The organism is Brevundimonas sp. BAL450 (assembly GCF_015767455.1).
Lineage (GTDB): Bacteria > Pseudomonadota > Alphaproteobacteria > Caulobacterales > Caulobacteraceae > Brevundimonas > Brevundimonas abyssalis.
In genome coordinates this window covers 13,372-32,970 of record NZ_JADWOW010000044.1, presented here as the reverse complement: position 1 = coordinate 32,970, position 19,599 = coordinate 13,372, and the positions used below count along the sequence as shown (strand labels likewise).

General features: G+C 68.3%; 19 protein-coding genes. 15 read left to right on the top strand and 4 right to left on the bottom strand.

Features of this window, described 5'->3' with window-relative positions:
* Positions 1 to 23: 23 nt before the first annotated feature.
* Positions 24 to 935 carry an alpha/beta hydrolase gene (locus IWC96_RS05695; RefSeq protein WP_045318762.1) on the top strand — a complete coding sequence of 304 codons (912 nt, stop codon included), beginning with the start codon at positions 24 to 26 and terminating at the stop codon, positions 933 to 935.
* 16 nt (positions 936 to 951) lie between these two features.
* Here the strand turns inward: IWC96_RS05695 and IWC96_RS05690 are convergent, their stop codons facing one another.
* The 3 genes from IWC96_RS05690 to IWC96_RS05680 form a co-directional block, all read right to left on the bottom strand.
* On the bottom strand, positions 952 to 1,944 hold the full coding sequence (locus IWC96_RS05690) for a TerC family protein (RefSeq protein ID WP_196838569.1): 993 nt from the start codon (positions 1,942 to 1,944) through the stop codon (positions 952 to 954).
* A gap of 188 nt (positions 1,945 to 2,132) precedes the next feature.
* Positions 2,133 to 4,280, bottom strand: coding sequence for an amylo-alpha-1,6-glucosidase (locus tag IWC96_RS05685; RefSeq protein WP_196838568.1), 2,148 nt, complete (start codon positions 4,278 to 4,280; stop codon positions 2,133 to 2,135).
* Between the two features lie 23 nt (positions 4,281 to 4,303).
* On the bottom strand, positions 4,304 to 5,425 hold the full coding sequence (locus IWC96_RS05680) for a glycosyltransferase family 4 protein (protein WP_196838567.1): 1,122 nt from the start codon (positions 5,423 to 5,425) through the stop codon (positions 4,304 to 4,306).
* A 226-nt stretch (positions 5,426 to 5,651) separates the two neighbouring features.
* On the opposite strand from IWC96_RS05680, the gene IWC96_RS05675 reads away from it, so the two are divergent.
* The 14 genes from IWC96_RS05675 (at position 5,652) to IWC96_RS05610 (ending at position 18,893) form a co-directional block, all read left to right on the top strand.
* Positions 5,652 to 7,151 (top strand): ATPase domain-containing protein, encoded by a 1,500-nt coding sequence (locus IWC96_RS05675; protein ID WP_021696522.1) that lies wholly within the window; start codon positions 5,652 to 5,654, stop codon positions 7,149 to 7,151.
* Complete coding sequence (locus IWC96_RS05670) at positions 7,148 to 8,821, top strand: response regulator (RefSeq protein WP_196838566.1); 1,674 nt, start codon at positions 7,148 to 7,150, stop codon at positions 8,819 to 8,821. The genes IWC96_RS05675 and IWC96_RS05670 overlap by 4 nt, the downstream gene beginning before the upstream one ends.
* A gap of 192 nt (positions 8,822 to 9,013) precedes the next feature.
* Positions 9,014 to 9,406 carry a 30S ribosomal protein S6 gene (gene rpsF / locus IWC96_RS05665; RefSeq protein WP_021696525.1) on the top strand — a complete coding sequence of 131 codons (393 nt, stop codon included), beginning with the start codon at positions 9,014 to 9,016 and terminating at the stop codon, positions 9,404 to 9,406.
* A gap of 11 nt (positions 9,407 to 9,417) precedes the next feature.
* Positions 9,418 to 9,693 (top strand): 30S ribosomal protein S18, encoded by a 276-nt coding sequence (rpsR, locus tag IWC96_RS05660; RefSeq protein WP_021696526.1) that lies wholly within the window; start codon positions 9,418 to 9,420, stop codon positions 9,691 to 9,693.
* 1 nt (position 9,694) lies between these two features.
* On the top strand, positions 9,695 to 10,282 hold the full coding sequence (gene rplI, locus IWC96_RS05655) for a 50S ribosomal protein L9 (RefSeq protein ID WP_021696527.1): 588 nt from the start codon (positions 9,695 to 9,697) through the stop codon (positions 10,280 to 10,282).
* Positions 10,283 to 10,379: 97 nt separating this feature from the next.
* The gene (locus IWC96_RS05650; protein ID WP_045318763.1) at positions 10,380 to 10,760 is read left to right on the top strand and encodes a hypothetical protein; all 381 of its coding nucleotides are present in this window, start codon (positions 10,380 to 10,382) and stop codon (positions 10,758 to 10,760) included.
* A 107-nt stretch (positions 10,761 to 10,867) separates the two neighbouring features.
* Positions 10,868 to 12,340 carry a replicative DNA helicase gene (locus IWC96_RS05645; protein WP_021696529.1) on the top strand — a complete coding sequence of 491 codons (1,473 nt, stop codon included), beginning with the start codon at positions 10,868 to 10,870 and terminating at the stop codon, positions 12,338 to 12,340.
* A gap of 77 nt (positions 12,341 to 12,417) precedes the next feature.
* Positions 12,418 to 13,455 carry an alanine racemase gene (gene alr, locus IWC96_RS05640; RefSeq protein ID WP_196838565.1) on the top strand — a complete coding sequence of 346 codons (1,038 nt, stop codon included), beginning with the start codon at positions 12,418 to 12,420 and terminating at the stop codon, positions 13,453 to 13,455.
* A 71-nt stretch (positions 13,456 to 13,526) separates the two neighbouring features.
* The gene (gene radA / locus IWC96_RS05635; RefSeq protein ID WP_196838564.1) at positions 13,527 to 14,894 is read left to right on the top strand and encodes a DNA repair protein RadA; all 1,368 of its coding nucleotides are present in this window, start codon (positions 13,527 to 13,529) and stop codon (positions 14,892 to 14,894) included.
* A gap of 32 nt (positions 14,895 to 14,926) precedes the next feature.
* Positions 14,927 to 15,517, top strand: coding sequence for a CvpA family protein (locus tag IWC96_RS05630; RefSeq protein ID WP_021696532.1), 591 nt, complete (start codon positions 14,927 to 14,929; stop codon positions 15,515 to 15,517).
* Positions 15,518 to 15,549: 32 nt separating this feature from the next.
* Complete coding sequence (purF, locus tag IWC96_RS05625; protein ID WP_021696533.1) at positions 15,550 to 17,052, top strand: amidophosphoribosyltransferase; 1,503 nt, start codon at positions 15,550 to 15,552, stop codon at positions 17,050 to 17,052.
* Between the two features lie 6 nt (positions 17,053 to 17,058).
* Positions 17,059 to 17,394: a VOC family protein gene (locus tag IWC96_RS05620; RefSeq protein WP_021696534.1), complete on the top strand. Its 336-nt coding sequence runs from the start codon at positions 17,059 to 17,061 to the stop codon at positions 17,392 to 17,394.
* An 83-nt stretch (positions 17,395 to 17,477) separates the two neighbouring features.
* Positions 17,478 to 18,080 carry a hypothetical protein gene (locus IWC96_RS05615; RefSeq protein WP_021696535.1) on the top strand — a complete coding sequence of 201 codons (603 nt, stop codon included), beginning with the start codon at positions 17,478 to 17,480 and terminating at the stop codon, positions 18,078 to 18,080.
* Between the two features lie 54 nt (positions 18,081 to 18,134).
* The gene (locus IWC96_RS05610; RefSeq protein ID WP_196838563.1) at positions 18,135 to 18,893 is read left to right on the top strand and encodes an SDR family NAD(P)-dependent oxidoreductase; all 759 of its coding nucleotides are present in this window, start codon (positions 18,135 to 18,137) and stop codon (positions 18,891 to 18,893) included.
* On the opposite strand, the gene IWC96_RS05605 is transcribed toward IWC96_RS05610, so the two are convergent.
* Complete coding sequence (locus IWC96_RS05605; protein ID WP_021696537.1) at positions 18,890 to 19,519, bottom strand: isoprenylcysteine carboxylmethyltransferase family protein; 630 nt, start codon at positions 19,517 to 19,519, stop codon at positions 18,890 to 18,892. The two genes, IWC96_RS05610 and IWC96_RS05605, sit on opposite strands and share 4 nt — an antisense overlap.
* Positions 19,520 to 19,599 lie beyond the last annotated feature (80 nt).

Below are 19,599 nucleotides of genomic sequence, written 5' to 3'. Positions count from 1 at the left end.
TCAAATTTGCCGGGGAGGCGAACATGGTCCGGACGTTAAAGGTGCTTTTCCTCGTCGCCGTTGTTGCGGCGGCGGCCCCCGCAGTGGCGCAGCAGGCGCCCATGACGGCCATGGATGCGCCGGCGGAGCCGAACGCCCTCCCCCTCGACACAGGCGGCGTCGAGGGCTCCGAAGCCCCCGAGAGCTGGTTCAGCCAGTGGGGCGACACCTTCGTCCGCAACGTGACCGTGGCCACCCTGACCCCGGTCCTGCCCGAGCCGGGCACGGCCAACGGCGCAGCGGTGATCTTGGCGCCGGGCGGCGGCTTCATGTTCCTGTCCATGAGCAACGAGGGCTGGGAGGTGGCTCAGGCCCTGGCGGATCAGGGCGTGGCCGCCTTCGTGCTGAAGTACCGCGTCCGCCCGACGCCGGCGGACCTGGGCGAATTCGAGCAATCGGTGACCGCCATGTTCGCCGGGGCCGGCCCACGGCCCGCAAGGCCCGGTGGCTTTTCGCTGGCCGATCCGGTCGAGGACGCCACGGCGGCCTTCGCACTCGTCCGTTCGCGCGCCGATGAGTGGGGTGTCGACCCCGACCGCATCGGCATGGTCGGCTTTTCGGCCGGGGCCGGAACGACCCTGGCGACTACGCTCACCGCCCCCGAGACGCGCCCCGCCTTCATCGCCCCCATCTACGGCGCCATGACTGCGGTCGAGGTCCCCGAGACCGCGCCGCCCATGTTCGTGGTCCTGGCGGCCGACGACCCCCTGTTCGCCAACAGCGGATTCGGCCTGGTGGAGTCGTGGCGCACCGCGGGACGCCCGGTGGAGTTCCACCTCTATCAGAACGGCGGCCACGGCTTCGGCCTGGGCAATCCGGGCATGACCAGCCTGGGCTGGTTCGACGGTTTCATGCGCTGGCTGGAGCTGAACGGATTCCTGCAGGCCGGGCCCTGAACTTTTGCAACCGTGATCACCCCGACGCCGTCGGGGCGGCGGCGTCACGCGTCTTCCACAGCGACCAGAACACCCCGGCCGCCAGGATCGCGGCCGTGATCGCCAGCGACCACTCGGGCGGGATCTTGCCCAGTCCAAGCAGATCCGCCGCGAACACCTTGCCGCCGATGAACACCAGCAGCACCGCCAGCGCCTGTTTCAGATAGGCGAAGCGGTGGATCACCGCCGCCAGGGCGAAATACAGCGCGCGCAGGCCCAGGATGGCGAAGATGTTGGAGGTGTAGACGATGTACGGATCGGTCGTGATGGCGAAGATCGCCGGCACCGAGTCCACCGCGAAGATCACGTCCGCAATCTCGATCATAACCAGCGCCAGGAACAGGGGCGTGGCCGACAGCACCATGCGGCCGCTCGAATTAGGCTGACGCACGAAGAACTTCTGACCGTGGAGCTGGTCCGTCACCCTCAGGTGACGCCGCATCCACTTCACCAGCGGGTTCTTGCCGATGTCGGAATGCCCGTCCCCGGCGAAGAACATCTTCACCCCGGTCAGGATCAGGAACGCCGCGAAGATGTAGAGCACCCAGCCGTACTGGCTGACCAGGGCCGCGCCCGCGCCGATCATGATGGCGCGCAGAACGATCACCCCCAGGATGCCCCAGAACAGCACCCGGTGCTGAAGCGCGCGTGGAATGGCGAAATAGCCGAAGATCAGGGCGATGACGAAGACATTGTCCATCGCCAGGCTCTTCTCGACCGCGAAGCCGGTGAGATACTCCACGCCTGACTGCTGGCCGAGCTCCCACCAGACCCAGCCGCCGAAGATCAGGGCCACGGCGATGTACATGCTGGACAGCAGCAGGCTCTCGCGCACGCCGATCTCATGCTGGTCGCGGTGCAGCACGCCCAGATCCAGCACCAGCAGCGCCAGAACCACGCCCATGAAGGCCAGCCACATCCAGGCGGGCTTGCCCAGCCATTCGGCGGCGAAAAACGTCATCAGGTCCATCAGGACTCCCCTGTCTCATGGAGCGGCCCGCGGCGCGCGCATGTAGGGATCGGCCGGACAGGCCGTCGCGCACCGAGCTCGCTCGATGCGGTCCGACATCACGTCTGCCATCAGACGCCAGAGGGGCCCGGCCCGCCGGCGCGCAGATAGGCGAAACCGCGTCGCCATTCAAGCCGGGGGCTCGCCGCTCAGTCGGCCACATCCAGTTGCAGGGCCGGTCCGCCCTGGTGGCGCGGCCAGACCGCGACCCGGCTTCCAACGCGCTGGAAGATCAGGTCCAGCCGCGTTTCGCCCACGGCCAGCCCGGCCACGGTCAGACGGTCCAGGCCGGCCGGCAGGCAGGGCCGGTCGATGCGGATGGTCCTCGCCAGGGCGTCGATGGACAGGCCCAGGCTGGCCTGCAGCATCAGAAACACCGACCCGGCGGCCCAGGCCTGGGGCATGCAGGCCACGGGATAGGGAATGGGCGGCTCGCCGGTCTGGCGATTGAAGCCGCAGAACAGCTCGGGCAGCCGCATCTCGAAATGGGCGGCCGAGGCGTAGAGTTCGCCCAGCATCAGGGCCACGGCGTCGCGCTCGCCGTAATGCGCCATGCCCGCCACGCCCAGGGCGGTGTCGTGGGGCCAGACCGAGCCGTTGTGATAGGACATGGGATTGAAGCGCGGCTGGCGGCTGGCCAGGGTCCGCAGGCCCCAGCCCGTCCTGAACCGCCCTGACAGCAGCCGTTCGGTCACCCGTCCGGCCCGCTCCGCCGAAGGCAGGCCGCTGAACAACAGGTGCCCCGCGTTGGAGCCCAGCACCCGGCACGGCGCGCCCTCCCCATCCACGGCGATGGCGTAGAACCCCCGATCCTCCATCCAGAAACGGTCCTCCACCAGCGCGCGCAGGCGCTCGGCGCGGTCGCTCCACGCCGCCGGGCTCCCCTCTCCCAGCAGGGCCGACAGGTCGGCCAGCGCCCGCCAGGCGGAATAGGCGTAGCCCTGGACCTCAAGCAGGGCGATCGGCCCCTTCGGATAGGCGCCGTCGGCGTGGAAGATGGAGTCCTCGCTGTCCTTCCAGCCCTGATTGGAGAGGCCGGTGTCCTCGGCGCGGGCGTAGTCGATCAGGCCGTCGCCGTTGGAGTCCCCGTGATCCGTCATCCATCCGGCGGCGGCCAGAAGGTTGGGCCAGATCTTGCGGATGAACGCCAGATCACCGGTCCGCCGGGCATAGGCGCCGGCCAGGGCCACGAACAGGCAGGTGGTGTCGACGCCGCCGTAATAGAGACCGAACGGAACCTCCTTCAGGGCCGACATCTCGCCCTGTCGGGTCTCGTGCATGATCTTGCCGGGCGCGGAGTCCTGGAAGGTGGAGGTTTCATCCGCCTGACGCGCCGCCAGATAGGTCAGGACGCCCCTGGCCAGGCTGGGATCCAGCCACAGCATCTGCCATGCGGTGATGATCCCGTCGCGCCCGAACGGCGTGGAGAACCAGGGCACCCCCGCATAGGGGTACGGGCCGGTGGGCAGGTCGGTGGTCAGCAGGGCCACGTCCGCCCGGGACTGGTCCAGCCACTGGTTGAAGCGCGGACTGTGGGCGCCCCGCACCGTGGCGCCGCGCCGCCGTTTGGCCCGCATGGCCAGACGGGCCTGCAGCGCGGCCACCCGCCACCGGTCCCGGCCCGGCGTCTCGCCGCCTTCGACGCCCGCCTCCATGAACAGGTCGAACTGCTCCCCGCGCGACAGGCGGATCCGGAAATCCGCGCGCTCGGTCGACAGGGCCGCCGGCGGTTCGGAGAACGACAGCCAGGTCTGGCGCTCCACAGTGTCCAGGCCCTCATAGCCGAACTGAACCCGCCCCCCATCCGCCACCGGGGGCCTGGTCCTGCCGCGCCGTTCACGCCGCGTGCCGCGCACCTCGAAGATGTCTCGGAAATCGGCGCCGTATTCAAAGGACAGGGGCGCCACGATCGGGTCCACCCCGTGATTGGTCAGGCGCACCCGCTCGTACAGCCGCCGGTCCCACAGAAAGCGCCGCCGCTCCACATGGATCACGCCGCCCGGCGCGGAGCGTCCCCCCATGGGCGGCAGGGGCCGGTTGGTGGCGTGGCAGGTGAAAAAGACATTGTCGTCCGACACCGCCGAACTCAGGCGCGAGGGCCGGTCATGGCCCACCAGAAGCACCAGCCGCGACAGGATGCGGGAGTCCCGGTCAAACAGGCCGTCGGCCCCGCCGCGCAGGTCGCCCCATGGATCAGCCACCAGGAAGGTGTCGCCTTCCTTGAGCGCCAGCAGGCGATCCAGCACGACACCCTCGGTCACCAGATCGGCTGCGGGAATCGCCGTTGCATCGTCCATGTCGCGCTCCAGACTTGTGGCGATCAGGCCAGGGGCGCGAAGGCCCGCTCTTCGCCGATGGCGCGCCGCACGTCGGGGATGATGAGGGGATCGATCACCTCGGGCAGAACGATGTCGACGCGCGCCTGAAGCTGGGCATAGACCTCAAGATAGCGCCGAGCCATGGCGGCGGCCGAAAAGCGCTGCTCGAACCGCGCCCGGATCGCTCCGCGGTCCAGCAGAACGGCCCGCCCGGCGGCCTCCACGGCTTCGTCCACCGTCTCCACCAGATAGCCGGTCACCCCGTCCTCGATGATCTCGGACGTGGAGCCGCAGCGGAACGCCACCACCGGCGTGCCGCAGGCCATGGCCTCGATCATCACCAGGCCGAACGGCTCGGGCCAGTCGATGGGGAACAGCAGCGCCTCGGCGCCGCCCAGGAAGGCGGACTTCTGCGGGTCGTTGATCTCGCCCACGAACTCCACCAGGGGATTGTCCAGCAGAGGCCGGATGTGGCTATCGAAATAGACCCGGTCAGCCGGGTCCACCTTGGCCGCCATCTTCAGGGGCCGGCCCAGGCGGGTGGCGATCTCGATGGCCCGGTCCGGCCGCTTCTCCGGCGACATGCGGCCGAGGAAGGCCAGATAGCCGCTGGACTTCGGCGAGAACTCATACAGTTCCGACGGCATCCCGTGCTGGACCGTGGCCTCCCAGTTGGCGGCCGGGATCGGGCGGCGTTGATCGTCCGAGATGGACACCAGCGGGAACTGGGGCCAGCGGGCATACACCTCGGGCAGGTCCTTCAGGTCCAGACGCCCGTGCAGGGTCGTCACCGTCCGCCCTGCCCGGTCCGCGAAGAACGGGAAGTGCAGCATATCGGTGTGGAAATGGATGATGTCGAAATCGTCCGCCCGCTTCAGCACCTCGGCCAGAAGCGTCAGGTGTGCGGCCAGATCCGACTTCAACGGCGCGGGGTCCAGGCGGATAGGCTGGTCGCGGACGACCACAAGCTTCGCCCGGGTGCGCGCATCGGCGGTGGAGAACAGGGTCACCTCATGACCCAGTTCAACCAGGGCGTCGGTCAGGTGCGCCGCCACCCGCTCGGTGCCGCCGTACAGGACAGGAGGCACGGCCTCATACAGGGGCGCGACCTGGGCGATCCTCATCAAGTTCTCCGATGCGTAAAATGCGGCGACGGGACAGTTACCGGCGGCTGAGCCGTTTGGTTCCCGGGCGCCGCGCCTGCCCCGCCGTTTCGTCGGCGAACAGACGCGTGGCCACCATACGCTCTTTTCGGCTCCGGGACTAATCGAGTGAGCGCGTGCATCCCCTTGCAAGGCAACCGTTTCAGCCGGATCTGCGTTCAACAGTCCAGCTGAAGCGAGAAAGCGCATGCCGTCACCTGCCGACCCTTCCAAGACACAGGCCGAGTTCGGAATCCCCGGACTGGACGACGTCCTGTCCGGCGGGCTGGACCGGGACCGGGTGTATCTTCTGGAGGGCAATCCGGGGACCGGAAAGACGACAGCGGCGCTGCGTTTCCTGATCGAGGGCGCCGGCGAGGGCGAGCCGACCCTCTACATCACCCTGTCGGAAACGGAGGCGGAGCTGCGCAGCACGGCGCAGTCCCACGGCTGGTCCCTGAACGGGGTGGAGATCTTCGAGCTCGTGCCGCCCGAGAACCTTCTGGACGAGGATCAGCAGCAGAGCCTGCTATATTCGTCGGACCTCGAACTCGGTGAAACCACGCGTCTGATCCTGGACGCCGTGGAGCGGGTGAAGCCCACACGGGTCGTTATCGACAGCCTCTCGGAAATCCGGCTGCTGGCGCAGGGTTCGCTGCGCTATCGGCGTCAGGTTCTGGCGCTGAAGCACTATTTCGCCAGACACGGCGCGACCGTGCTGCTGCTGGATGACCTCACCACCGATGTGAACGACAAGACCGTCCACAGCGTCGCGCACGGCGTGATCCAGCTGGATGAACTGGCGCCCGAGTACGGCTCCGAGCGCCGCCGGCTTCGCATCATCAAATACCGCGCCCGAAAATATCGGGGCGGCTACCACGACTTCGTCATCCGCAGCGGCGGTCTCGAAGTCTTTCCCCGCATCGTCGCCGCCGAGCACCGCATCGGTTTCGACCGCGTTGCAGTCTCCAGCGGGATTGTCGAGCTGGACACCCTTCTGGGAGGCGGGATCGAGCGTGGTTCGAGCGCGCTGATCCTCGGACCGGCCGGAACTGGCAAATCCCTGTTCGCCATCCATTTCGCCGTGGCGGCGATCGCGCGGGGCGAAAGGGCGGCCCTGTTCCTGTTCGACGAGGAGATCGGCCTGCTGTTCGACAGGATGCTCGGCATGGGCATTGATCTGGCCGCCCTGCAGCGTGATGGGAACCTGGTCGTGGAACAGGTCGACGCCGGGGAGATGTCGCCCGGAGAGTTCGCCACACGGGTCAAGCGCTATGTCAGCGAGCAGAATATCCAGACGGTGGTGATCGACAGCCTGAACGGCTACCGGGTCGCCATGCCCGAGGAACAGTTCCTGATCCTCCACATCCGCGAACTGCTGCAATATCTGAACCGCCAGGGGGCCTCGACCTTCCTGACGGTCGCCCAGCATGGCCTGGTGGGCAGCCTGTCGGCGCCGGTGGACGTGACCTATCTGGCCGACACGGTCGTCCTGCTGCGCTATTTCGAGTCAGCCGGAACGGTGCGGCGTGCGGCGTCGGTGATCAAGAAACGCGCGGGCCAGCATGAGAAAGCCATCCGCGAGTACACCATCACGGATGACGGCCTGACCCTGGGCGAGCCCCTCACCGGTCTGCACGGAATTCTCCGGGGCGTGCCGGACGTGGTCGGGTCCGGAACGCCGCTGATGGAGAATTCCCCCGCATGAGTCCGCCAGCGCTTTCGGAGCGCGCCCTGATCCTGGCGCCCAGGGGGCGAGACGCGGATATCGCGGGGGCGATCTTGCGCGAGGCAGGCGTGTCGGCCCGGATCTGCGGCGGCCTCCCGGACCTGATCGCGCAGATGAACAGGGAGGCGGGCGTCGCCGTGGTCGCGGACGAAGGCCTGCACAGGGCCGACCTGACCCCGCTGGTGCGATGGATCGACGATCAGCCGCCCTGGTCCGATTTTCCGTTCATTCTGCTGACCGTCCGCGGCGGCGGCATCGAGCGCAATCCTGCCGCGCAACGGGTGTCGGCCCTGCTGGGCAATGTGGCCTTTCTGGAGCGGCCGTTTCATCCCACCACCCTTGTCAGCGCGGTCCAGACGGCGCTGCGCGGCCGTCGACGTCAGTATGAGGCGCGCGAGCGCATGGAGCAGATACGCCGCGCGGAATCCCTGCTGGAGCGGCGCGTCCGGGACCGCACCGCCGAGCTGGAATCCGCAAACCGGCAACTGGCCTCGCAGATCGTCGAGCGAGAAAGGGTGGAGACCGCCCTGCGGCAGGCACAGCGCCTCGAGGCTGTCGGCCAGCTGACATCAGGCGTGGCGCATGACTTCAACAATCTGCTCACGGTCGTGCTCGGCAATGTGGAGCAGATGAAGAAGAAGGTCTCGGATCCCGCCCTCACCCGACGCCTGGAGATGATGGCGGAGGCCTCGCGGCGTGGCGCCACCCTGACCGCCCAGATGCTGGCTTTCTCCCGCCGTCAGAAGCTTGAGCTGCGGCCCGTGGACCTCAACGAGACGGTGATGGGCATGCGGGACCTGCTGGCCAGTTCGATCGGCGGCAGCGTCCAGATTCAGCCCCCGGATCTGGCCGATGATCTGTGGCCCGCCATGATCGATCCGACCCAGATCGAATTGGTGATCCTCAACCTGGCCATCAACGCCCGCGACGCCATGGATGTGGGCGGCTCCCTCACGATCACCACCCGTAATGTTGAGGTCGAAGAGGCGCAGGACGACCTGCCCGCCGGCCAATTCGTGATGGTCTCGGTGACGGACACCGGCTCGGGCATGAGCGAGGACGTGCTGGCCAAGGCGTTCGAGCCGTTCTTCACCACCAAGGCGGTCGGCCAGGGATCCGGGCTGGGCCTCAGTCAGGTCTTTGGACTGGCGAATCAGGCCGGGGGCGGGGTCAGGATCACCTCGGCAGTCGGCGAAGGCACGACCATCGAGGTTTACCTGCCGCGGGCCAAAGGTGTGATCGAAGCCGCCCGGCCTTCGTCCGAGCGGCATACGGCGCGCCAGGGCGAACAGCGTCGGGTGCTGGTCGTTGATGACGACGACGCAGTCCGCGAAGTGGCCGCCGGCTATCTTGACGACCTGGGCTATGAGGTGGTCGAGGCCGGCAGCGGCGGCGCGGCGCTGGAGCATTTCGAGAACGGCTGCGAACCGACCGCCGTGCTGATGGACTTCGCCATGCCGGGCATGAATGGTCGCGAACTGGCTCGCGAGATCGGCAAGCGCCGCCCGGGCGTTCCGGTGGTCTTCGTCACCGGCTACGCCGACGCGGAAGCCTTTTCTGACACGGACCCCGCGTCCATCCTGCACAAACCCTACACCCGCAGCGAGCTGGCTGCGGCGCTGGATCGCTGCCTGGAGGGCGTCCGCTAGGCCCGCCGACGCCGCGCGCGCCTTGCCACCCCCCGGCTTTTGCCCTATAGGCCGCCGCTTTCCAGGGCTTCGGTCCTGGCGTGGAGTTCCAAAGGGTTCGGGAAGTCATTCCGGCCGCCGCGTCAGGATCCATCGTGGGATTGGACTTTACCCGGTCCACCTGCGCCGGCGCCCATCAAGGGAGACGACTGCATGGCTCTTTACGAGCACACGGTCATGTCGCGCCAGGACATCAGCGCGCAACAGGCCGAACAACTCAACGACACCATCAAGGGCTTGATCGAGGAAGCCGGCGGCACCGTCGCCAAGATCGAGTACTGGGGTCTGAGGAACCTGACCTACCGGGTCAAGAAGAACCGCAAGGCGCACTATTCGCTGCTCGCCGTCGACGCGCCGCCGGCCGCCATGGCCGAGGTCGAGCGCCAGCTGTCCATCAACGAGGACGTGCTGCGCTGGCTGACCGTTCGCGTGGAAGAGCTGGACCTGGAGCTGTCGCCCCTGCTGGCCCGCCGCGAGCGTGAGCGCGAGCGCTCCACGCCTCGCTCCGACGACAACGCCGCGCCCGCCGCGGCGTCGGCTGAATAAGGAACCGGATCATGACCGATACGACTGCCCCCTCCCCGGGCGCTCCGGCCGGCTCCGGCCCCGCCCGCCGCCCCTTCAATCGTCGCCGCAAGGTCTGCCCGTTCTCGGGCGATAACGCGCCGAAGATCGACTACAAGGACGTGAAACTGCTCCAGCGTTACGTCTCCGAACGCGGCAAGATCGTGCCCTCGCGCATCACCGCCGTCTCTCAGAAGAAGCAGCGCGAACTGGCCAAGGCCATCAAGCGCGCCCGCTATCTGGCCCTCCTGCCCTACGTGGTGAAGTAAGATGAAGGTCGTTCTGCTTGAACGCGTCGAGAACCTCGGCGCCATCGGCGACGTCGTCACCGTCAAGGACGGCTTCGCCCGTAATTTCCTGCTGCCCCGCGACAAGGCTCGTCGGGCGACGGAAGCCAACCTGAAGGCCTTTGAAGTCGAACGCGCCGCCATCGAGGCCCGCAACGACAAGAACAAGGCCGAGGCCCAGAAGACCGCCGACAAGATCGACGGTCAGACCTACGTCATGATCCGCCAGGCGGGTGAGACGGGCCAGCTGTACGGCTCGGTCGCCGGTCGCGACGTGGCCGAAACGGTCCAGGCCGCAGGCTCGAAGATCGAGAAGTCGCAGGTCGTCCTGCACGTCCCGATCAAGACCCTGGGCGTCCACGAAGTGCAGGTCCGCCTGCACGCCGAGGTCCGCGCGACGGTCAAGATCAACGTGGCCCGCTCGGCCGACGAAGCCGAGCGTCAGGCCAAGGGCGAGGACGTGATCGCCAGCCAGTTCGATGACGAGCGTCAAGCCGCCAGCGACCAGGCCAAGGATCTGCTGGACGGCGGCGCCGGCCAGCACGAGGTCTCCTACGTCGAAGAGGTCTGATCCTTCTCGACCGGGTTATCGAAACGACGGCGCGGAGAGCCTTCTCCGCGCCGTTTTTCGTGGACTATGCTCAAGCGTCACCATTCAGGAGCAGGCCATGCGCCGTACCGCCCTCGTTGCCGCCGCCTTCGCCGTCAGCCTAGTCGCCCTGCCCGCATCGGCCCAGGACGGCCGCATGACCGTGGCCGCGTTCCTGGACACAGCGGACGACATCCCGCGCAATGCCACGGCCCTGCTTCGGGCCGACACCCGCCGGCTGTTGTCCGAGGTCCGGACCGCCACACGAACGATCCGCGCCGAGCAGGACGCCGCCGAGGCCGCCGGACGCACCCCGCGCACATGCATGCCCGAACGGGTCAGCATGGACGCCGACAGTCTGCTGTCGCGCTTCAACGCCATCCCCGCGGCCCGCCGCAACATCACCGTGACCCAGGCCCTGCGGGAATGGATGGCCGAGGAGCACCCCTGCCCGCGCTGACCGGAAAGACGAAATCCGGGCCGTCCACAGGCGGGCCGGACTCATCCCCCGTCTTCTGGACGTCCGCCCCTGACGCAGGGACGTGCGACGGCTAGACCCGTCAGTCCATGAACGCGCTCAGCCCCATCTCCACCGACGCCCGGCCCGTGGCCGCCCTGCCTCACAATCTGGAGGCCGAACAGGCGCTGCTGGGTTCGCTGATGTTCGACAATGCGGTGTTCGAACGCCTGTCAGACCGGCTGCGCGGCAGCCATTTCTACGAGCCGTTCCACCAGCGCCTGTTCGACGCCATCGAGGATCATGTGCGCCAGGGCATGCTGGCCGAGCCCACCATCCTGATGGAGCGGTTCAAGACCGACCCGGCGTTCCAGGAGTTCGGCGGGCTGCGCTATCTGGCCGATCTGGTGGACCGGGCCCCGCCCGGCGCCAACGCCCCCGACTATGCCCGTCTGGTCTATGACCTGGCCCTGCGCCGCGACCTGATCCGCATCGGCGGCGACATCATCAAGGAGGCCCCGGATCCCGAGACGGCCGCCCTCGAACAGATCGAACAGGCCGAACAGTCGCTCTACAATCTGGCCGAGACGGGTCAGCCGTCGTCGGGCTTCGTCAGCTTCGGCCACGCCCTGGCCGGGGCGGTGGAGATGGCCAGCGAGGCCTATCAGCGCGACGGCAAGCTGGCCGGTCTGGCCACCTACCTTGATGATCTCGACCAGAAGCTGGGCGGGCTGCACCCGTCCGACCTGCTGATCCTCGCGGGCCGCCCGTCCATGGGCAAGACGGCCCTGGCCACCAACATCGCCTTCAATGTGGCGCGCAACTACCGTTGGGAGCCCACCCCCGAGGGCCGCAAGACGGTGGAGGGCGGGGTCGTCGCCTTCTACTCGCTGGAAATGAGCGCCGAGCAGCTGGCCATGCGGATCCTGGCCGACGCCTCGGGGGTGTCGTCCGACCGCCTGAGAAAAGGCGAGATCGACGCCTCGGACTTCGGCCGCATCCGCGACGCCGCCGCCGAGATCGGCGAGGCGCCCCTGTACATCGACGCCACCGGCGGCCTGTCCCTGTCCAAGCTGGCGGCCCGCGCGCGGCGCCTGAAGCGCATGGAGCACGGTTTGGACCTGATCGTCGTCGACTACCTCCAGCTGATCACCGTCGGCGAGGGCAACGGCCAGAAGAACCGGGTGCAGGAGGTCTCCGAGATCACCGGCGGACTGAAGGCCCTGGCCAAGGAGCTGTCGGTGCCGATCCTGGCCCTGTCCCAGCTGTCCCGCCAGGTGGAGTCCCGCGAGGACAAGCGGCCCCAGCTGTCCGATCTGCGCGAATCCGGCTCGATCGAACAGGACGCCGACGCCGTCATGTTCGTCTATCGCGAAAGCTATTACCTGGGCCGCACCGAGCCCCGCGAGGGCACCGAAGAGCATCTGAAGTGGCAGGAGGACATGGACCGCCTGCGCCACCAGGCCGAGGTGGTCATCGGCAAGCAGCGCCACGGTCCCATCGGCATCGTCAAGCTGTCCTTCGACGAGGACACCACCCGCTTCGGCAACCTGGCCCAGCCGGGCCGCTACGAGCCGAACTAGGGGCGTCGGCGAAAGAAAATCCGCGTAAATGGCAGACTTCCCCTTCAAACGCAGGATTCTTGCGTCATAAGGGGCGTATGCCCTCCCCCGCCAGCCTGACCGTCGACCTGAACGCCCTCGCGCACAATTTTCATGCGCTGGAGGCCGCGTCCGGCGCGCCCGTGCATCCGGTGGTCAAGGCCGACAGCTACGGCCTGGGCGCGACGCCGGTGGCCCGACGGCTGATGGCCGAGGGGGCGCGCACCTTCTTCGTGGCGCGGGCGGCGGAAGGCGTGGCTCTGCGCGCGGCGCTGGGGCCCGACCCCGCCCTCTATGTGCTGGACGGCTGTCACGGCGATGCGGCGGGCGACCTGAAAGCCGCCGACCTGCGGCCCATCCTCAACCAGCCCGTCCAGCTCGAGACCTGGCGCGCGGCGGGCGGCGGGGCCTGCGGCCTGCAGATCGACACGGGCATGAGCCGTCTGGGCTTCCGGCCCGAGGACGCGCCCGAACCCTTCGAGGGGCTGGATCTGGTCATGAGCCACCTGGCCTGCGCCGACGCCCCCGCCGACTCCCTGAACCGGCGCCAGCGCGACGCCTTCGCCGGGATCAGCGCCAAATACCCGGGCGCCATCCGTTCGTTCTCCAACTCCGGCGGCTGCTTCATGGGGGCGGACTTCGCCTTCGACGCCGTGCGGCCGGGCATCTGCCTGTACGGCGGCGGTCCGGAGGGCCGGCCCGACGACCGCATCAAGCCCGTGGCCACCCTCAGCGCCGAGGTGGTGCAGGTGCGCCTCGTGCCCAAGGGCGAGACCGTGGGCTACTCCGCCGGCTGGACCGCCCCGCGCGACAGCACCATCGCCATCGTCGCGGCGGGTTACGCCGACGGCGTGCTGCGGGCCTATTCGCCCAGGGGCAAGGTCTGGCTGGCCGACGCCCTGCGGCCCATCGTCGGGCGGGTGTCCATGGACGTGATCGCCGTGGACGTGACGGACGCCGACGTCGCCGTCGGCGACCTGTGCGAAATCTATGGCCCCAACCGCAACATCGACGATCAGGCGACGGCGGCCGGGACTATCGCCTATGAACTGCTGACGTCCATCAACCCGCGCGTGCCGAGGGTCTACGTCGGCTGAGCACGTCAGGATCGGACGCACCCCCGCCGGCCTCATCTATCCCTGACCGCGATTCCTGCTAGACCCGGCCCATGGCCAGGGACGGTGCGATCTATGTCTGTCAGTCCTGCGGGGCGGTCCACGGCAAGTGGTCCGGCCAGTGCGGCGCGTGCGGCCAGTGGAACTGCATCGTCGAGGAAAGCCAGTCGGCCCCGCCCGGCGCCCTGAAGCCGGCCTCCACGGCGCGCGGGCGCGGCGTAGTGTTCGAGACCCTGCAATCCGACACCCCCGAACCGCCGCGCATCACCACAGGGGTCGGCGAGTTCGACCGGGTCTGCGGCGGCGGCGTGGTGCCGGGCTCGGCCATCCTGCTGGGGGGCGACCCCGGCGTGGGCAAGTCCACCCTGCTGCTCGAGGTCACGGCGAAAGCGGCCCTGGGCGGCGCACGCGTGGCCTACATCTCCGGCGAGGAGGCGGTGGAGCAGATCCGCGCCCGCGCCCGGCGCATGGGCTTCGCCGACGCCCCGGTGAACCTGGCCTCGGCCACCGCCCTGCGCGAGATCGTCTCGACCCTGAAGCGCGACAAGTTCGACATCGTCATCATCGATTCCATCCAGACCCTGTGGTCCGACGCCCATGAGGCGGGGCCGGGTTCGGTCACCCAGGTGCGCGCCTGTGCGGGCGAACTGGTGCGACTGGCCAAGGCGTCGGGGATGGCGGTGGTGCTGGTGGGCCATGTGACCAAGGACGGCCAGATCGCCGGGCCGCGCGTGGTTGAGCACATGGTGGACGCGGTCCTCTCCTTCGAGGGCGAGCGCGGCTATCCGTTCCGCATTCTGCGCGCAGCCAAGAACCGCTTCGGCGCCACCGACGAGATCGGCGTGTTCGAAATGACCGACGCGGGCCTGTCCGAGGTGTCCAATCCCTCGGCCCTGTTCCTGGGCGAGGGCGGCGAGCGGGCGGCGGGCGCGGCGGTGTTCGCGGGCATCGAGGGCTCGCGCCCGGTGCTGGTGGAGTTTCAGGCCCTGGTGGCCCCCAGCGCCTACGGCACCCCGCGCCGCGCGGTGGTGGGCTGGGATTCGGGGCGGCTGGCCATGCTGCTCGCGGTGCTGGAGGCGCGCTGCGGCATCGGCTTCGGAGATCGGGACGTCTATCTGAATGTGGCGGGCGGCCTGCGGGTCTCGGAGCCGGCGGCGGATCTGGCGGCGGCGGCGGCGCTGATCTCCTCGGCCGTGGACGTGCCCCTGCCCCAGCGGGCCGTGGTGTTCGGCGAAATCAGCCTGTCGGGCGAGGTGCGCGCCGTGGGCCGGGCCGAGGTGCGCCTGCGCGAGGCGGCCAAGCTGGGCTTCGATCAGGCCATCGCGCCGGAAAGCGCGGCGAACGGCGGAAAGAATGTTAAGGTCATGGGGCTATCTCGACTCGCAGAGGCGGTCGAGCGTATCTCGCAAAGCACGTTCTGATTTTCACCGCGCTCCAGGGACCCTCGCCGACCGTGACTGGCTACGACCTGTTCGCCATCGTCGTCATCCTCGCCTCGGGCGCAGCCGGATGGATTCGCGGAGGCCTGCGGGAGCTGATCACCCTGGCCGCCTTCGCGGTGGCGGCGATCCTCTCCCTGCTGGCCCTGCCCCTGTCCGGCCCCGTGGGACGCGCCGTGGTCGATCCCGACTGGGCCGGGTCCATCGCCGCGGCGATCGTGGTGTTCCTGATCGTCTATTTCGGCATCCGCATCACCGGCACGATCATGAGCCGCCGCCTGCGCGACCACAAACAGCTGGGCGGCGTCGACCGCTTGCTGGGCGCGGGTGTGGGGGGCGTACGGGCGCTGGTGCTGCTCGGCGCCATCCATCTGGTGTTTCACGCCGCCACACCCGCGGACCAGACGCCAGACTGGTTCCGCGAGGCCGCCGTCTTCCCGCTGGGCCACGCCTCCGCCCGTGTCATCCAGACCGTACTGCCGACCCTGGGTCGCGGCGCGGACGCCCTTTCACCGGTCATCGGATCGTCCGTGCGCGACGGTTTTTCCGACGATGACACAGCCACGCCCCAATCCGACGCTAGCGCGGCGCCGGACTCGCCCTAAGTAAGCTTCCCGCCGTCATCGGAGCCTCCACGATGAGCAGCCACCAGATCAACGACGTCGTCGTCCACCGTGAACACTGGCGGGACGTCGATGACGACCGCCCCCGTCTGGAGTGCGGGGTCTGCGGGGTCTGGGGGGTTCAGGACGCCTCGGCGGTGGTGGCGCTGGGCCTGCACGCCCTGCAGCACCGGGGGCAGGAAGCCTGCGGCATCGCCTCGGTCACCAAGACGCGCTTTCACACCGAACGACACATGGGCCTGGTGGGCGACGCCTTTTCCGGGGCCGAGCTGGTCACCCGCATGCCCGGCCGGGCGGCGGTGGGCCACACCCGCTACTCCACCGCGGGCGGCAGCTTCCTGCGCAACATCCAGCCCATGTTCGCGGATCTGGATTCCGGCGGCATCGCCATCGCCCACAACGGCAACCTGACCAATTTCCTGGCCCTGCGGAACGAGCTGGTGGACCAGGGCTCGATCTTCCAGTCCACCTCGGACTCCGAGGTCATCCTGCACCTGATCGCCCGCTCGCGGAAATCGCGCATCGTGGACCGCTTCATCGACGCCATGATGCAGATCGAGGGCGGCTACGCCCTGGTGGCCCAGACCCGCAAGAAGATGATCGGCGCCCGCGACCCGCTGGGCATCCGTCCGCTGGTGCTGGGTCAGCTGGGCGACGCCTGGGTGCTGGCGTCCGAGACCTGCGCCCTGGACATGATCGGCGCGGTCTTCGTACGCGATGTGGAGAACGGCGAGGTCGTGGTCATCGACGAGGACGGCCTGCGCTCCATCAAGCCCTTCCCCGACAAGGCCGCCCGTCCCTGCCTGTTCGAATATGTCTATTTCGCGCGGCCCGACAGCGTGGTGAACGGCAAGGCGGTCTATGAGGTCCGCAAGGCCATGGGCGCCCAGCTGTCGCGCGAGCACGGCGTCGAGGCCGACGTGGTGGTGCCGGTGCCGGACTCCGGCGTGCCGGCGGCCCTGGGCTATGCGCAGGAAAGCGGCATTCCCTTCGAGATGGGCATCATCCGCAGCCACTATCTGGGCCGCACCTTCATCCAGCCCAGCCAGGGCGTGCGCGAACTGGGCGTGCGCATGAAGCACAGCCCCAACCGCGGGGTTCTGGCGGGCAAGCGGGTCGTGCTGATCGACGACTCCATCGTGCGCGGCACCACCTCGGTGAAGCTGGTGCGCGCCGTGCGCGCGGCGGGCGCCAAGGAAGTCCACCTGCGTTCAGCCAGCCCGCCGATCATGTGGCCGGACTTCTACGGCATCGACATGCCCGAACGGTCCCAGCTGATGGCCGCCAACCTGTCGCTGGAGGAGATGCGCGCGCGGCTGGAGGTGGACAGCCTGGGCTTCCTGTCCGTCGACGGCCTGTATCAGGCCATGGGCGCGGGCCCCCGCGATCCCGTCAATCCGCAGTTCACCGACCATTATTTCACCGGCGACTACCCCACCCGCCTGCTGGACCGCGAAATCGAGGAAAACGGTCGGGACGTCTCGTCGAGGCAACTTTCCCTGCTCGTCAGCGCTTAAGGGCGCATGAGCACGGAACTCGGCTACTTCACCCTCGACACGCCCGACATCGACAGGGCGCGCGCCTTCTACGGCGGCCTGTTCGGCTGGACCTTCGATGACGCGGCCTCACACGAGACCTACGCCCATGTGGCCGACGCGGGCATCCCGTTCGGCTTCGTGAAGGGCGAGCACAGGGACTATTCCCACCTGTATTTCCGGGTCGACGACATCGACGCCGTCTGTGCGCAGATCGTCGATCTGGGCGGCAAGTGCGCGGTTCCCGCCTCCAGCAAGTCAGGCCGCAGCGTGAAAGCCAGTGACGACCAGGGCGTCAGCTTCAGCCTGTGGGAGCCCGCCTAGGGCCTGGCCCTCTGGACAGTTTTATATTTGTCTGAGTTAATCACCCCGCCCTGACACCCCAACGATCAGGGAGGGAGGATCTCATGGCCAGAACCGCATGGATCGCCGCCGCGGCGGCCCTCGTCTCGATCTTCGCGTCATTCGCCTCGGCCCAGAGCGGCGATGAGGACGACATCCTCGATCAGGTCATCAACAGCCCGCCGGTCCAGTCCTGGCAGGTGACCGGCCTGCGCGCCACGCCCCGACCGGTCCGGGCCCAGGGCGTGCTCGGCGATCAGGCGATCCGCGTCGCCGTCCCCCGCCCCGGCGCCAATCCGTGGGACATCGCGGGCCGGATGAGCATCGCAGGGGAAATCAGCCAGGGCGACACCATCCTGCTGGCCGTCTGGGCGCGGACGCACACCCCGCCGGACGGCCAGCGCTTCGGCGTGCTTTCGGGCATACGGGTTGAACAGAGCGTTGCCCCCTACACTGCCATCGCCCAGGATTCGGCCGTCGTTCCGTCGGAATGGACCATGGTCTATGCCTCCGGCGTGGCGCAGCAGGACTATCCCGGCGGCTCCACCAACGTCTCGGTGCATCTGGCGAGCGCGGCCCAGACCATCGAGCTGGGACCGGCCTTCGTACTGAACCTGGGACAGGACTATGACCCCGCCCAACTGCCCCGGAACGTCGCGCCGGAATAGGGCTGCGGCGCTCCGCCTCTTTCACCGCCGCCCCGGCGCGCGTAAGCAGGCGCCATGACGGATCAGCTTCCCCTGAAGGACCGCGTCGCCCTTGTGGTCGGCGCCTCGCGCGGCATCGGATACGAAAGCGCCATCGCCCTGGCCAAGGCCGGCGCCCACGTGATCGCCACGGCGCGCACCGAGGGCGGGCTCGAGGAACTGGACGACGCCATCTTCGCCGCCACCGGACAACACGCCACCCTGATCCCGTTCGATCTGGTGGACGGCGGGGCCATCGACCGCATGGGCGGCGCCCTGTTCGAGCGCTTCGGCAAGCTGGACATCTGGGTCCACACCGCCGCCACCATGGGGCCCGAAGGCCTGGTGCCCGTCAGCCACGCCGACCCGCGCCAGTTCGCCAAGATCGAGAAGGTCAACTTCACCGCCGTCTATCGCCTGATCCGCTCTCTCGAGCCTTTGCTGCGCGCGTCCGACGCGGGCCGGGCCGTCTATCTGACCTCATCCCTGGCGTGGAAGCCGCGCGCCTTCTGGGGCGCCTATGCGGCCACCAAGGCGGCGGGGCAGAATCTGGTCCAGTGCTGGGCCGACGAGATCGAGTCCACCAACATCCGGGTCGCCGTCCTCGACCCCGGCCGGATGCAGACCCGCCTGCGCGCCCAGGCCTATCCGGGCGAGGATCCCTCCGCCCTGCCCCACCCGTCCGAGATCGCGCCGCTGATTGTGGACCTGTGCCGCCCCGACCGCGAACCGCCCGGCGGCATCATCTCGTTCCGCGAATGGAAGGACGGCCCGCCGGTGTCGGCGCTGGTCTAGGGCAGTTTGAGAAGGACGTGCAGCCACCCCGTGGCCTGTAGCGCGTCGAAAGACTCAAACACCGGCACGGCGAGGAAGAACACCAGACCGTCCCGCAGGGTCAGCAGGAAAAATGCAGGCCGGACGGCCAGCTCCCCCTCGTCCCGCCAAAGCGAGAAATTGGGGATGAAGCGGGGTGTTCGCTCGCGATAGGCGCTGTAGTCGGCCCCGAAAACATTCTGCAGCCAGGCTTCTTCGCGCCGGACCGTCAGCGAGAAAACGACCCAGGTGGCCACGGCGAAAAGGGCGGCGATGGTCACGCTGCCGGTCTGTGCGCCAACCCCGAATGCGCCGATGAAGCTGAAGACATAAAGCGGATTTCGCGTGATCGAATACGGCCCCCGCGAAACGATTTCGGCTTTCTTCCGTCCGCCGATGTAAAGCGAGCACCAGGCGCGGCCGATGATGGCCAGAACGATGGCCGCCAGCCCGAACGCCTCCACACCCTCATGGAGGGTGCTGTGAAGTCCGCTGGCCGACTGGGAAATCAGGCTCAACCCGATCAGGGCGACAAGGGCGACCAGAATAACCGCCTTTCGCACCTTCTGGACGGCCTGAAGGTCGAAGGGTTGTTGCGCTGCTTGCATGTCGAGGCCGCCTGCTCAGCACCCTGCATGGCGCGGGGCCTGACAGGTTGCGCCGGGGATGATGGCGGCCTTATGGCCAG

Coding starts and splice junctions, on each gene's coding strand:
- alr (WP_196838565.1), top strand. CDS start 12,418: ATGCCCTCCCCCGCCAGCCTGACCGTCGACCTGAACGCCCTCGCGCAC.
- IWC96_RS05615 (WP_021696535.1), top strand. CDS start 17,478: ATGGCCAGAACCGCATGGATCGCCGCCGCGGCGGCCCTCGTCTCGATC.
- rpsR (WP_021696526.1), top strand. CDS start 9,418: ATGACCGATACGACTGCCCCCTCCCCGGGCGCTCCGGCCGGCTCCGGC.
- purF (WP_021696533.1), top strand. CDS start 15,550: ATGAGCAGCCACCAGATCAACGACGTCGTCGTCCACCGTGAACACTGG.
- IWC96_RS05610 (WP_196838563.1), top strand. CDS start 18,135: ATGACGGATCAGCTTCCCCTGAAGGACCGCGTCGCCCTTGTGGTCGGC.
- IWC96_RS05695 (WP_045318762.1), top strand. CDS start 24: ATGGTCCGGACGTTAAAGGTGCTTTTCCTCGTCGCCGTTGTTGCGGCG.
- IWC96_RS05650 (WP_045318763.1), top strand. CDS start 10,380: ATGCGCCGTACCGCCCTCGTTGCCGCCGCCTTCGCCGTCAGCCTAGTC.
- IWC96_RS05670 (WP_196838566.1), top strand. CDS start 7,148: ATGAGTCCGCCAGCGCTTTCGGAGCGCGCCCTGATCCTGGCGCCCAGG.
- IWC96_RS05620 (WP_021696534.1), top strand. CDS start 17,059: ATGAGCACGGAACTCGGCTACTTCACCCTCGACACGCCCGACATCGAC.
- IWC96_RS05645 (WP_021696529.1), top strand. CDS start 10,868: ATGAACGCGCTCAGCCCCATCTCCACCGACGCCCGGCCCGTGGCCGCC.
- IWC96_RS05690 (WP_196838569.1), bottom strand. CDS start 1,944: ATGGACCTGATGACGTTTTTCGCCGCCGAATGGCTGGGCAAGCCCGCC.
- IWC96_RS05685 (WP_196838568.1), bottom strand. CDS start 4,280: ATGGACGATGCAACGGCGATTCCCGCAGCCGATCTGGTGACCGAGGGT.
- IWC96_RS05605 (WP_021696537.1), bottom strand. CDS start 19,519: ATGCAAGCAGCGCAACAACCCTTCGACCTTCAGGCCGTCCAGAAGGTG.
- radA (WP_196838564.1), top strand. CDS start 13,527: ATGGCCAGGGACGGTGCGATCTATGTCTGTCAGTCCTGCGGGGCGGTC.
- IWC96_RS05680 (WP_196838567.1), bottom strand. CDS start 5,425: ATGAGGATCGCCCAGGTCGCGCCCCTGTATGAGGCCGTGCCTCCTGTC.
- IWC96_RS05675 (WP_021696522.1), top strand. CDS start 5,652: ATGCCGTCACCTGCCGACCCTTCCAAGACACAGGCCGAGTTCGGAATC.
- rpsF (WP_021696525.1), top strand. CDS start 9,014: ATGGCTCTTTACGAGCACACGGTCATGTCGCGCCAGGACATCAGCGCG.
- rplI (WP_021696527.1), top strand. CDS start 9,695: ATGAAGGTCGTTCTGCTTGAACGCGTCGAGAACCTCGGCGCCATCGGC.